The sequence below is a fragment of the Mesorhizobium sp. ES1-1 genome (genome assembly GCF_020164785.1).
In the GTDB taxonomy this organism is placed as follows: domain Bacteria; phylum Pseudomonadota; class Alphaproteobacteria; order Rhizobiales; family Rhizobiaceae; genus Mesorhizobium.
This window is the reverse complement of the sequence record NZ_JAIUGX010000003.1, coordinates 321769-335183: the sequence shown is the minus strand read 5'-3', so window position 1 is coordinate 335183 and position 13415 is coordinate 321769. Positions and strand designations below refer to the sequence as shown.

Below are 13415 nucleotides of genomic sequence, written 5' to 3'. Positions count from 1 at the left end.
AGCAGGCTATCCCGCCGGGCGATCCGCCGGATAGGGCGTGCGAGCCAGGATCGCCATGCCGGCAGCCAGGAACAGGATGATCACGGCCATGCCGAGCCGCGCGGAACCGCTGAGCGCGGTGATCGTCGCCACCAGGAACGGCGCCAGGAAGCTGGTGGCCCGGCCGGCCAGCGCGTAAATGCCGAAATAGCGTCCCGATTCCTCCGCCGTCACGCTGCGCGCCATGTAGGACCGCGATGACGCCTGCACGGGCCCGAAGGCCAGTCCGATCAGCAGGCCGTAGAGGATGTAGGCCTTCTCCGCCGCCGTGCCGAACAGCCCGCCGGAATCATCGGCCGGAAGTTGGATCAGGCCGAGCAGCGTGAAGCCTGGTCCGGTCGAGACGACGCCGACGGTGGCGATCGACAGCATCACCAGCGCAATCATCACCACCGCCTTGGAGCCGAGCGCCATATCGAGGCGCGCCGCGATCCAGCACCCGAAAATGGCGACGACGTTGAGGATGATGCCGAACAGGCCGATCTCGGTGATCGACCAATGAAACATAGAAGCCGCGAATGTACCGCCCAGCGCCAGCAGGGCGTTGACGCCGTCCTGGTAGATCATGCGGGCGATGAGGAAGCGGAAGATGCCGCCGCGCTTGCGCACTTCGCCCAGTGTCACCTTCAGCTCCGCCAGTCCCTCGCGCACCGCCGGACCGATGGGCAGGCCCTTGATGGCGTCCGGCGTGAAGAGGAACATCGGCAGGATGAACAGGAAGTACCAGCCGGCCGACAGCGGGCCGGTGGCCCTGGCATCTTCGCCCAGCTTCGGGTCGAGACCGAACAGCGGATCGATGCCGATGATGGTCTTGCCGGTTTCAGGCGAACCGGCGAGGCAGGCGACGACAAAGATCAGCGCGATCATTCCGCCAAGATAGCCGAGGCCCCAGGCGATGTTGGAGATGCGGCCGATTTCGCTTTTCGGCACCAGGCGCGGCATCATCGAATCGTTGAACACGGTGGAGAACTCCGCCGCCACGGAGGCCAGCGAAAACAACGCCACGACCAGGAACAGATTGGAGCCCGGAGCGGCGAACCAGAGCAGGCAAAGGCTGGTGATCTTGATCGCGGCGAAGAACCCGATCCAGGGCTTGCGCGGTCCGGTCTGGTCGGCGATCGAGCCCAGGATGGGTGACAACACGGCGATCACCAGGCCGGCGGCGGCGATGCCATAGCCCCAGACGGCCTGCCCGGTGGTGGGATCATCCGCCATGCGTGAAACGAAATACGGGCCGAAGATGAAGGTGGTGACGACGGTGAAGAAGGGCTGCGCCGCCCAGTCGAAGAACATCCATCCCCAGATGCCGCGCCCAGAGGCACACTGCACTGTCTCTACCGCCATGATGATTCCCTTGGCATCGCCCGCGTCGGGCGTCATGTCTGCATGTTTTGTACGACCGCGCAAACGACAAGCGTCGAACTGTCGTTCATTGCTCCTGGGCTCCTCGGCCCGCGCCCATCTAGGCTAAGCATAGGCCTTGTGTGACGGACGTGACTTATCAGGCCGGCACCTGATTGCCGCGTGGTTCCCCCAATCCGTCGCTGCTTCGCAGCGCCACCTTTCTCCCTCCGGAGGGAAAGGAGGGGCGCCCTTCCTCTCCCCCGTCGATCGGGGGAGAGGTGTCGAGCCTCACATCCCCGTCAAATCGCTCATCAGCCCCGAGGCGACGGACAGCCGCGACACGGTGATGTCGCCGCCTTCGGTTAGCGCCTGCAGCCGCTCGCGGATGGGCGCCACCCGCTCGCCGCCGGCTTCCAGCCATGCCGCCACCGGGTCGGCGGCATCGGCATGTGCGGTGAGCGCCGCCTCCGCGATGCCGCGCCGCGCGGTGCCGATAGTGTCCACGGCGCGTGAGAGCGCCAGTTGGTCGTAGTAATCCGACGGCGTGATCGAGCGCGCCGCGTCCTCGACGCGCGGAATGCGGAAAGCGTCACTGACCGCGAAATAGGCCTTTGCCGCCGCGACGATATCGGCGCCGGCCGTGCGCGCCGTCAGCGCTATGTCCGGGATCAGTTCCGCCACCTCGCTCAACGCCAGCTGTTCGGCGAGCTTTTCCGGGGCACCGGCCTTTAAGAGCCCGTCTCGCTTCTCCTCTATGCGCTGGCGCGTGAAGGCCGGCAGAAGCGCCACCAGCTTCGGCTCCAACGCTTTTCGGGCGTCCTGCAATTCGGCGATGCGCTCGACCAGCGGGGCGCTGCCGATATCGTTCTTCAGGTACCAGCCGCTGGTCACGTAGATGAGCCGGCTGACCGTCTCGTAGAGATCGACTTGGACCTGGCCATCGATCTGGTTGTCCAAGGCATCGATATCGCGATAGAGGGCCGGCAGGGCGAAGCCGTCGCGCACCACCGCGAATGTGCGCACCACGTCTGCGACCGTTCGCCCCGTGGCGTCCCGCAGCCGGTTGACGAAGGACGGGCCGCCGCGATTGACCAGGTCGTTGGCGACGACCCGCGCGATGATCTCTCGGCGCAGCCGGTGGGCATGGATCTCGGCGCTATATTTCTTCGCCATACGCTCGGGAAAATAGCCCATCAGGTCGCGGTCGAAATGCGCGTCGTCGGGCACGTCGCTGGCGACGATGTCGGAGAACAGCACGATCTTGGCATAGGCAAGCAGCACGCCGAGTTCCGCCCGTGTCAGCGGCTCGCCGCGCGCTTCACGCTCCGCCAGCGCCACCGGCGAGGGCAGCGTCTCGACGGCCCGGTCGAGCAGGCCGCGCGCTTCCAGCGCCGTCATGAACCGGCTCTGATGCGCAAGGTCGGCAAGGCCGCGCTTGTGGGCGATGGAAAGCGCCAGCGTCTGCTCGTAATTGTTCGACAGCACCAGCGAGGCGACTTCGCTGGTCATATCGGCCAGCAGCTTGTTGCGCGCTGAGCGGGTCAGCGCTCCCTTGCGCATCGCTGAGGCCAGCGCGATCTTGATGTTGACCTCGACGTCGGAGCAATTGACGCCACCCGAATTGTCGATGGCGTCGGAATTGCAACGGCCGCCATTCAGCCCGAACTCGATGCGAGCCCGTTGCGTGACGCCGAGATTGGCGCCCTCGCCGATCACATTGGCGCGCACTTCGAGGGCGGTGACGCGGATGGCGTCATTGGCGCGGTCGCCGACCTCGGCATTGGTTTCGTTGGATGCCCTCAGATAGGTGCCGATGCCGCCGAACCACAAAAGGTCGACCGGCGCCTTGAGGATGGCGGTCATGATCTCGACTGGCGTGGCTGTGGTCTTGCCCAGGCCGATGGCCGCCGCCGCGGCCGCCGGCAAGGTGATCGATTTCTGGCTGCGCGAGACGATGATGCCGCCTTCCGACAGCTTGGCCTTGTCATAGTCCTGCCAGCTCGAACGCGGCAGCGCGAACAGGCGCTCGCGCTCGGCCATCGATGCCGCCATGTCCGGATCGGGATCGATGAAGATGTCGCGATGGTCGAAGGCGGCGATCAGCCTCGTCTTCGGCGACAACAGCATGCCGTTGCCGAACACGTCGCCCGACATGTCGCCGACGCCGACCACGGTGAAGGGCGAAGTCTGGATGTCGCGGTTGATTTCGCGGAAATGCCGCTTGACCGCTTCCCAGGCGCCCTTGGCGGTGATGCCCATCTTCTTGTGGTCGTAGCCAGCCGAGCCGCCGCTGGCGAAGGCGTCGTCGAGCCAGAAGCCGTGCTTCTCGCTGATGGCGTTGGCGATGTCGGAAAACGTCGCCGTGCCCTTGTCGGCGGCGACGACGAAATAGGGATCGTCCTGGTCGCGCCGCACCACTCCGGGCGGCGGAATGACACCATCCAGGCCGATATTGTCGGTGATCGACAACAGGCTTGAGACAAAGTTCTTGTAGGCCGCCGTGCCCGCCTCAAAGATCGCATCGCGACCGGCGCTCATCGGCAGCTTCTTGGGATAGAAGCCGCCCTTGGCGCCGACCGGTACGATGACCGCATTCTTGACCTGTTGCGCCTTGACCAGGCCGAGCACTTCGGTGCGGTAGTCCTGGGCCCGGTCCGACCAGCGCAGGCCGCCACGTGCCACCGGGCCGAAGCGCAGATGCAGCCCCTCGACCTCTGAGCCGTAGACAAAGATTTCCCGCCATGGCCGTGGCGCCGGCAACCCTTCGACCGCTTGCGAATCGAGCTTGATCGCCAGCGACTGGCCTTTCTCCTTGGTATCGGGGACGAAATGGTTGGTGCGCAGCGACGCCTCGATCAAATTGAGATAGCGGCGGATGATGGTGTCGTCATCGATATTCGGGACATCCTCCAGCGCGTCCTGGATCTTGGCCGTGAGGTGCTTTGCCGCTACCGCACCGTCGGTCTCCGCCGTCGGGCCCAACCGGGCGACGAACAGCCCATGCAGGCCGCGCGCGATATCGGGATAGCGGTTCAATGCGGCGGCGATGAAATCCTGGCTTTGCGGAATGCCGACCTGTTGCAGATAGCGGCCATAGGCACGCAGGACGGTGATCTCGCCCGACCATAGGCCGGCGGTCTGGGCCAGGCCGTTATAGCTGTCATTGTCGACATCGCCGCGCCAGGCGGACAGGAAAGCGTCCTCGAACAGCTTGCCGCCATCGGCGAGGTCGATGGGCTTGCCGTAGCTGTTCTCCAGTTCCATGTCGTGGATGAAGACAGAGCCAGGCTGATCACTGGACGGATCGGCGGCGACTTCGAAGGTGCGCTCGCTGATGACGCGGAAGCCGATATTTTCTAGCACCGGCACGCGCCGGGACAGGGCCACCGGGGAACCATGATGGTAGATCTTCAGGGCCGCCTCATGCGGCTTCTGCCCCGCATGGCGATAATAGTCGATCGCGATCGGATTGGCGGCGTCGATTCCGGCAATGCGCGCGGCATCGGTCAGAGCCACCGCCGCACTGAAGGAATCCCGGTAGCTTTGCGGCAGCCGCGCCGCGATCGCCTTCAACGCCTGGTCGCCGCCACCGGCTTCCGCCGCTTCGGCCAGCGCATCGTCCCAGGTGCGTACAATGTCGCGGATTGCCGCCTCGATTGCCGACTGCTCGATCTTCGGCGTCTTGCCGCCGGAGCGCCCGATGATGAAGTGGACGCGCGCCAAACCGCCTTCGGGGAAGGCAGGATAATAAGCCGACAAACGACCTTCGAACACCGTCTTGAGATAGGTGCCGATCCTTTCCCGCACGACGCTGTCGTAGCGATCGCGCGGCACGAAGACGAGGATGGAGACGAAACGGTCGAACTGGTCGGCGCGCACGAGCGCCCGCACCCGCGGCCGCTCGACAAGGCCGAGAATGGCAGCAGCATGCTTCTTCAGAACCGGCACCGGCACTTGGAACAGTTCGTCGCGCGGATAGCTCTCCAGCACGTTGATCAGCGCCTTGCCGGAATGGTCGTGCCGGTCGAAACCGGACTTGGCGATGATGGTTTCGGCCTTTGACCTGAGATAGGGGATCTTCATCACCGAGCGCGTGTAGGCGGTCGACGTGAACAAGCCGACCATGCGCAATTCGCCCGCCAGCGCGCCCTTGGCGGTGTAGGTCTTGACCCCGATATAGTCGAGATAGATGCGGCGGTGCACCAGCGACTTGGCGTTGGCCTTGGTGACGATGAGCGGCTCCGGCCCATGCAGGAAGGCGCGGATTTCAGGCGTGGTCGTCACCGCCTCGGTGCCGCGCCTGAGCACCAGCACGTCCGGGTCGGCGAGAATGCCGAGGCCGGGTCTGTCGGCGCGCTCCAGATTGCCGCTCTCCGCGCCGCCGGAGTATTTGAACTCGCGCATGCCGAGAAAGGTGAAATTGTCGTCGCGCAGCCATTCGAGGAAGGCGATGGCCTCGGCAACGCTCTTCTTGTCGAGCGGCACGGCAGAATAGCGAAACTCGGAAATCGCCTGGTCGAGACGGGCCAGCATCGGCTTCCAGTCGCTGACGGCGGCGCGCACCTGGTCGAGCATCTTGCGAAGCCTTTCGGCCAGCGCGTTCGCTCGCTCATCCGTCAGGCGCGGAATGTGGACATGGACGACGCTCAGCCGGTCGTGATTGCCGTCGTCCTTGAGGGCGCTGCCATCGCCAAGGATCTCGTCGACGCCGGCCTTGCCATGGCGCACGACGATGACCGGGTGGGTGACGAGCGTCGGTTCCCCTGATGTCTCGGTGATCTCGCCCAGTATGGAATCGAACAGGAACGGCATATTGTCGTTGACGACTGTGATCACCGTCACCGGTCGGCCCTCGCGGAAGACGCCTGAATCGGCGTCGACGGCGACCACGGCCGCACCCTTCCTGTGTGCGGCGACCGCCTTTCCCGCGAGATCGGCCGCGCGTTCCAGGTCGGCCGCCTTATAGGCAGCAATGTCTTCAGCCGGGGCGCGGGCAAGCAAATAGTCGGCAAGCTTGGCTGGCCTGTCCTCCGTCTTCGCCGCCGGAGTTTTTTTCTTCGGCTTCGCTACGGATTTCACGCTGGCCATCGCACTTCCTCCCGTCGAATGCTTTTACGATTATGGTAGCAGAAGACGGGTATTTGGCGACAAAGGTTTGACGGCTTGCCGAGAATTATCCGAATTCGACGGCAAGGCGGCGGAGAACGAGGAGGAAGACCCCATGTCCGGTAAAATCACCGCTCTTGAGCTCGGCACAGCAGAGCTGAGCGAGGCGACGAAAGCCTATTTCGCCAAATGCGAGGAAAAGCTCGGCCTGGTGCCCAATGTCCTGCTTGCCTACGCCTTCGACGAGAAGAAGCTGCGCGCCTTCACCGACACATATAACGATCTGATGCTGGCGACTCCGGCCTTTCGAAGCTGGAGCGTGAGATGATCGCGGTGGTCGTCTCGTCGATCAACCATTGCTACTATTGCCTGACCGCGCATGGCGCGGCGGTTCGCCAACTCTCCGGCGACCCGGACTTCGGCGAGATGATGGCGATGAATTTTCGCGCCGCCGACCTTTCGCCCAAGCAGACCGCGATGCTTGAATTCGCGGTCAAGCTGACGGAAGAGCCGGCAAAGATCGTCGAGGCTGACCGGGCAGCACTTCGCGAGGCCGGCTTCACAAACCGCGACATCTGGGACATCGCCTCGACAGCGGCCTTCTTCAACATGTCGAACCGGGTGGCGGCCGCCGTCGACATGCGGCCGAACGACGAATACCACGCCATGGCGCGGTAATATCGAGCGCCAAGTTTACATCCAGGCCCAGCTAATGATCAGGATCGTGCCGCGATCGCCGCCGCCGCACCCGCCATCGTGGTGGCGCTGATGCGGTTTGCGATCCTCATGACGCGCTTGCTTTTCAGCAGCTTGCGCGCCTGCGAGGCGGCCAGCACCCAGGCGAGATCGATCGCGATAAGCACCACCGCCATGGTCGCGGTCAGTTCGACCCAGCCGACGACGTTGACCGAAGCGAGGTCGATGATCGTCGGCAGTAGCGCCAGGTAGAACATCATGATCTTGGGATTGCCGAGCGTCACCGCCATGCCGGCAAAGAACAGCTTCAGCGCCGAATCCTCGCGCGGCATTTCGCCCGCACCCGCCTCGACAGGCGCCGTCCACATCTTCCATGCGAGGTAGGCAAGATAGGCGACGCCGGCCCATTTCACGATGACGAAGGCGAAATGGAAGGTCTGCGCCACGACGGCCAGCCCGAACACCGCCAGCGACAGCCAGATGCCCTCGCCGATCCACATGGCGAGCAGGAACGGGAACACGTCGCGAAAACCTTTTGAGATGACCCGCGCCACAAGCGCGGCGACCGACGGACCGGGCGAGCCGGCGGCAACGAACAGAGCGGCGGCGAAGATGAGAAGGGAGGTGAGGTGCATGGCTCGGGGCCTCTGATTTAACTATCAGATATTAGCGCAAGCAAAAGACTTTCGGTAGCCGGACTGGACGGCGCTATGCGTGGCGCAACTTGGCGGGTCTATAAACGAAGAAAGGGCCGAGCATTGTTCGTGCTCGGCCCTTTCGAAATTTGGCAATTGCAGGTCAGGCCGCGCCGACCGCCTTGGCCGACTTCTCAAAGCGCTTGCGCTCATTGGGGTCGAGATAGAGCTTGCGCAGGCGGATGGTCTTCGGCGTCACCTCGACCAGCTCGTCATCCTGGATCCAGGCTAGAGCCTTCTCCAGCGTCATGCGGATCGGCGGGGTAAGCTTCACCGCCTCATCCTTGCCGGCGGCGCGGATGTTGGTGAGCTTTTTGCCCTTAAGCACGTTCACTTCCAGGTCGTTGTCACGCGAATGGATGCCGATGATCATGCCCTGATAGACCTTGACGCCCGGATCGATGACCATTGGGCCGCGGTCTTCCAGGTTCCACATGGCGTAGGCGACCGATTCGCCCTGCTCGTTGGAGATCAGCACGCCATTGGTGCGGCCGGGCAGCTCGCCCTTGTACGGCTCGTAGGCATGGAACAGCCGGTTCATCACGGCGGTGCCGCGCGTGTCGGTCAGGAGTTCCGACTGGTAGCCGATCAGGCCGCGCGTCGGCGCGTGGAAGACGATGCGCTGGCGGTTGCCGCCGGAGGGACGCAGCTCGACCATCTCGGCCTTGCGCTCCGACATCTTCTGAACGACGACGCCGGCATGCTCCTCGTCGACGTCGATGACGACTTCCTCGACCGGCTCCAGCAATTCGCCGTTCTCGCCCTTCTGCATGACGACGCGCGGACGCGACACGGCGATCTCGAAGCCTTCGCGGCGCATGGTTTCGATCAGAACGGCCAGCTGCAACTCGCCGCGGCCGGAGACGAAGAATGAATCCTTGTCAGGCGATTCCTCGATCTTCAGCGCGACATTGCCTTCGGCTTCGCGCAGCAGGCGGTCGCGAATGACGCGACTGGTCACCTTGTCGCCTTCGGTGCCGGCCAGCGGGGAGTCGTTGACGAGGAAGGACATGGTCACGGTCGGCGGATCGATCGGCTGCGCGTGCAGCGGCTCTGTCACCGCCGGATCGCAGAACGTGTCGGCGACGGTGCCCTTCGACAGGCCGGCGATGGCGACGATGTCGCCTGCCTGTGCTTCTTCGATCGGCTGGCGCTCGAGGCCGCGGAACGCTAGGATCTTGGAGATGCGGCCGGTTTCGACCAGCGTGCCGTCATGGTGCAGCACCTTGACCGGCTGGTTGGACTTCAGCGTGCCGGACTCGATGCGGCCGGTGATGATGCGGCCGAGGAAGGGGTTGGCTTCCAGGATGGTGCCGATCATGCGGAACGGGCCGGGATGCACGGTCGGCGTCGGCACATGCTTGATGACGAGATCGAAAAGCGGCGCAAGGCCTTGGTCCTTCGGGCCTTCCGGATTTTCGGAAACCCAGCCGTCGCGGCCTGAACCGTAGAGGATCGGGAAGTCGAGCTGCTCGTCGGTGGCGTCGAGCGCGGCAAACAGGTCGAACACCTCGTTGACCACCTCGACATGGCGAGCGTCCGGCCTGTCGATCTTGTTGATCACGACGATCGGCTTGAGGCCGACCTTGAGCGCCTTGCCGACAACGAACTTGGTCTGCGGCATTGGGCCCTCGGCAGCATCGACCAGCACGATAGCCGAGTCCACCATCGACAGGATGCGCTCCACTTCGCCGCCGAAATCGGCGTGCCCGGGCGTGTCCACGATGTTGATGCGCGTATCCTTCCAGTCGACCGAGGTCGCCTTGGCCAGGATGGTGATGCCGCGCTCCTTTTCCAAATCGTTGGAATCCATGGCGCGCTCGGCGACGCGCTGGTTGTCGCGGAAGGAGCCGGACTGCTTCAACAGCTGGTCGACCAGGGTGGTCTTTCCATGGTCGACGTGCGCGATGATCGCGATATTACGGATTTTCATGTTTCTGGGTCTCGGGAGCGTTGCAGACAGCAGGCCAAAAGGCGCTGCCTCTTTCGGTTGCGCGGCTCATACAGGGTTTTTCGCAATTGCGAAAGGGCACGCGAGACACCAAATACTCATCAAATCTTAAGCATCCGCGTGTGAAATGATTTTGTTAACCAAGGCGGAACCTTTCGGGGTCCGGGCAGTTCGACCATGATGACCGACAAACTCAATCGATTTTGGCCGCTGATCGCATCGGTGGCGTTCGCCTTGCTGGTGGCGGCCAACGCCGCCCAGTCGGCGGCGTCGCAAAATGAGTCCCGGCCTGACCTGGCCAACGCGCATTCGGCCGAGCAGGTCTTCGCCGACGCCCCAGACGGCGTCGATCCGATGGTGACGGGTCCGGTCAGTGCCGCTCTCAAGCAGAGACAGGACGCGGCCAATTGCGATAGCGCCGTCTGGCCGAACATTCCGATGGTCTGCTACCCGGACTGATCGCGGCGGTCTCTCCTTTGAGCGGGACGCGGGACGAAGCATTCGCAAGCGCCGCGCAACGGTTGCTCGCCTACGCCGACCGCACCGGATCGAGCGTGACCTTGTAGAGTTCGTTATCATCGCGATCCATCAGCCGCACCGTCATCTGTTCGGTGGCGCCGCTGATATCCACCAGGCCGAAGAACTGCAGTCCGACCGAGGGCGGCAGGTTCTGGCCCTGCTCAGCGGTCGGCGCCTTGATGAATTTGAGTTCCGGACCGAAGGTCATGTCGAGATCATTGGGACCGAACGTGCCGGCATGGATCGGTCCTGAGATGAATTCCCAGAACGGATTGAAATCCTGGAACTGTGCCTTGTCGGGATTATAGTAGTGCGCTGCCGTGTAGTGCACGTCGGCCGTTAGCCAGACGGTGTTGTTGATGTTGGCGTTCTTGATAAAGCGCAGCAGGTCGGCGATCTCGAGTTCGCGACCCTTAGGCGCACCATTGTCGCCATTGCTGACCGCCTCGGCGCCGGCCTTCTTGGCGCCATCATCCCAGACGACGACACCGAGCGGCATGTCGGCGGCGATGATTTTCCAGGTCGCCTTCGAATTAGCCAGCTCCCGCTTCAGCCACTTGGTCTGCTGCTCGCCCAGCATGCGCGATTGCGGCGTCATTGCATCCTGCATGTCCGGACCGTTCGGCCCGCGATAGGAGCGCATGTCGAGGAAGAAGACGTCGAGAAGAGGCCCGTAGGCGATCTTGCGGTAGACACGGCCGGGTTCGGACGGTTCGTAGCGGATGGTCGTCATCTCGTGGAAGGCGCGCGCCGCCCGCGCTGCCAGCACATGAATGGATTTCTCGGTGTAGCGGCTGTCGGCGGTCAGGTCCTTTGAATCCGACCAGTTGTTCAGCACCTCGTGGTCGTCCCACTGGTAGAAGGTCGGACAGATGGCGCTCAGGCCCAGAACGTTCCTGTCCATCATGTTGTATTTCCACTGGTCGCGATATTCATCCAGCGTCTCGGCGACCTTGCGCTTGCCTTCGATCATCACGACGTTCTTCCACTTGCCGCCGCCGGGCAGGTCGACCTCGTCCTTCATCGCGCCGTCGGCATAGATGGTGTCACCCGAATGCAGGAAGAAATCCGGCGTGTGTTTGCCAATGGTGGCATAGGTCTTCATGCCGGCCTCATCGATGCCCCATCCCTGGCCGGCAGTATCGCCCGACCAGGCCAACCTGACGTCGCGCCGCGAAGCGGGCGCGGTGCGGAAGCGGCCGGTGATCGGCTCGGAGACGGCGTTGATGTCGGCCAGATCGGCCGCCGTCATGCGGTAGAAGATGTCCTGGTCGGAGGCGAGATCGGTGAGCAGGCGCTTCACCGTATAGTCGCTCGCCGGCGAGGTCTCGAGCGGCGCCAGGCGGGTCGCATTGGCAAAATCCTGCGTCGATGACACTTCGAACATGACGCGCGACGGGCGGTCGGTGCGCGTCCAGACCATGCCGCTCGTCGCGTCGACATCGCCTGACTGGACCCCATGCGTGAAGGCCGGACGCTGGTTCGCACGCGAATAGTATGGAAGCGCAAGGCCGGAAACGCCGACCAAGCCGGCGGCGCTGGCGGAGGTGATGAAGGCCCGGCGGGTGATCGAGAGCGTGTTCATGGCTGTCTCCTGGATGGCGTTGAACGGTGCCCCCAGGGTCAAGCGTCAATGTTTCAGCGTGATCTCGAAACCATGAAGTTTTTCTGACAACGAACCCTTCCCCTTCTCCCCGTGTGGGAGAAGGGGAAGAGCGCTCATGCCGGCTGCGGCTCCGGATCGAAGGCCGGCCGGCTGGTGTTGATCAGCAGCGAGATACAGGCGGCGGCGATCGCCGTCATGCCGGCGATCAGGAACGCCAGTTCGTAATTGCCCTGCAATTCGCGCATCGTGCCGCCGAACGCTGCGGCCGTGGCCGCGCCGACCTGATGACCGGCGACGATCCAGCCGAACACGATAGGCCCGCTGCGGTCACCGAATGCCTCGTTGGCCAGCCTCAGCGTCGGTGGCACGGTGGCGATCCAATCGAGGCCGTAGAGAACCGCGAAGATGATCAGGCTGGTCGCCGAGAAACCGGAATAGGGCAGATAGATCAGCGACAGGCCGCGAATGCCGTAATAGACGCCGAGCAGCTTGCGCGGATCGTAGCGGTCGGTGAGCCAGCCCGACAAGGTCGTTCCGATCAGGTCGAAGATGCCCATCATCGACAAAAGGCCGGCGGCCTGAACCTCGCCTATGCCCATGTCGCCGCAAAACGCGATCAGATGCGTTCCAACCAGTCCGTTGGTGGTGAAGCCGCAGACGAAGAAGGTGGCGAACAGGTACCAGAATACACGCGTGCCTGCGGCGCGGCGCAGCGTGTTGAGCGTGTGCGCCAGGAAATTGCCCTGCGCCGCCGGCGGCGTCGGCGGCACGTCGTCGGCCTCGGCGCCAAACCGGACCATGCCGATCGAGGCCGGCCGCTCCGGCACCAGCAGCCAGACCAGCGGCAGAAGACAGGCGGTTGCGACCGAAACCGCGATGGCTACCGGCTTCCACCCGCCCGACTGGGCGAGCGAGGCGAGCAGAGGCAGGAACACCAGAAGGCCCGTCGCGCTGGAAGCCGACATCAGTCCCATGACGAGCCCGCGATTGGTCTTGAACCAGCGATTGACGATGGTGGCGCCGAGCACGGTGGCGACAGCGCCGGAACCGATGCCGGAAAACACGCCCCATGTGAGGAACAGATGCCATGGCTTGGTCATCACCAGGCTGAGCGCGGTCGACCCGGACATGATGACCAAGGAGGCGAGCAGCGTGCGGCGTAAACCGATCCGCTCCATCAGGGCAGCGGCGAACGGCCCGGTCAGGCCGTAGAGGAAGATGCCGATGGCGGCGGCCACCGAAACCACATCGCGCCCCCAGCCGAAGCTGTTTTCCAGCGGCAGCATCATGACGGCGGGGGCCGAGCGAAGGCCGGCCGCGATGAGAAGGCAGAGGAAGATGACGCCGACCACGACAAAGGCGTAGCGCTGGCCAAACGGGCGGGATTGAGCTATCATGTTACTAACCGGTACGTTACAGGATCAGCATGTATACGTACCGATCGGTAACACTGTCAATC

7 protein-coding genes and 1 pseudogene are annotated in these 13415 nt (G+C 63.7%); 2 read left to right on the top strand and 6 right to left on the bottom strand.

What is annotated here, in order from left to right; translation table 11 throughout:
* Nucleotides 1-6: 6 nt before the first annotated feature.
* Together LB513_RS06920 and LB513_RS06915 are read right to left on the bottom strand one after the other, a co-directional pair.
* The gene (locus LB513_RS06920) at nt 7-1383 is read right to left on the bottom strand and encodes an MFS transporter (RefSeq protein ID WP_224662716.1); all 1377 of its coding nucleotides are present in this window, start codon (nt 1381-1383) and stop codon (nt 7-9) included.
* 288 nt (nt 1384-1671) lie between these two features.
* Complete coding sequence (locus LB513_RS06915; RefSeq protein WP_224662715.1) at nt 1672-6471, bottom strand: NAD-glutamate dehydrogenase; 4800 nt, start codon at nt 6469-6471, stop codon at nt 1672-1674.
* A gap of 133 nt (nt 6472-6604) precedes the next feature.
* On the opposite strand from LB513_RS06915, the pseudogene LB513_RS06910 reads away from it, so the two are divergent.
* Nucleotides 6605-7167: pseudogene (locus LB513_RS06910) on the top strand (peroxidase-related enzyme).
* A 38-nt stretch (nt 7168-7205) separates the two neighbouring features.
* On the opposite strand, the gene LB513_RS06905 reads toward LB513_RS06910, so the two are convergent.
* Nucleotides 7206-7820 carry a LysE family translocator gene (locus tag LB513_RS06905; RefSeq protein ID WP_224662714.1) on the bottom strand — a complete coding sequence of 205 codons (615 nt, stop codon included), beginning with the start codon at nt 7818-7820 and terminating at the stop codon, nt 7206-7208.
* 163 nt (nt 7821-7983) lie between these two features.
* Entirely contained in the window at nt 7984-9813 is a 1830-nt protein-coding gene (typA, locus tag LB513_RS06900; protein WP_224662713.1) for a translational GTPase TypA, read from the bottom strand.
* Between the two features lie 198 nt (nt 9814-10011).
* Between typA and LB513_RS06895 the strand changes: the two genes are divergently transcribed.
* Nucleotides 10012-10290, top strand: coding sequence for a hypothetical protein (locus LB513_RS06895; protein WP_224662712.1), 279 nt, complete (start codon nt 10012-10014; stop codon nt 10288-10290).
* A gap of 70 nt (nt 10291-10360) precedes the next feature.
* Here LB513_RS06895 and LB513_RS06890 read toward each other — a convergent pair whose 3' ends face one another.
* Both LB513_RS06890 and LB513_RS06885 read right to left on the bottom strand, forming a co-directional pair.
* Nucleotides 10361-11935, bottom strand: coding sequence for an alkaline phosphatase D family protein (locus tag LB513_RS06890; protein WP_224662711.1), 1575 nt, complete (start codon nt 11933-11935; stop codon nt 10361-10363).
* Nucleotides 11936-12069: 134 nt separating this feature from the next.
* A complete protein-coding gene (locus LB513_RS06885; RefSeq protein ID WP_224662710.1) occupies nt 12070-13353 on the bottom strand; it encodes an MFS transporter in 1284 nt (427 codons plus the stop codon).
* Nucleotides 13354-13415: the final 62 nt, after the last annotated feature.

Bases quoted from the DNA above. Each gene is read 5' to 3' on its own strand.
- LB513_RS06915 (WP_224662715.1), bottom strand. From the start codon at position 6,471: ATGGCCAGCGTGAAATCCGTAGCGAAGCCGAAGAAAAAAACTCCGGCG.
- LB513_RS06885 (WP_224662710.1), bottom strand. From the start codon at position 13,353: ATGATAGCTCAATCCCGCCCGTTTGGCCAGCGCTACGCCTTTGTCGTG.
- LB513_RS06890 (WP_224662711.1), bottom strand. From the start codon at position 11,935: ATGAACACGCTCTCGATCACCCGCCGGGCCTTCATCACCTCCGCCAGC.
- LB513_RS06920 (WP_224662716.1), bottom strand. From the start codon at position 1,383: ATGGCGGTAGAGACAGTGCAGTGTGCCTCTGGGCGCGGCATCTGGGGA.
- typA (WP_224662713.1), bottom strand. From the start codon at position 9,813: ATGAAAATCCGTAATATCGCGATCATCGCGCACGTCGACCATGGAAAG.
- LB513_RS06905 (WP_224662714.1), bottom strand. From the start codon at position 7,820: ATGCACCTCACCTCCCTTCTCATCTTCGCCGCCGCTCTGTTCGTTGCC.
- LB513_RS06895 (WP_224662712.1), top strand. From the start codon at position 10,012: ATGACCGACAAACTCAATCGATTTTGGCCGCTGATCGCATCGGTGGCG.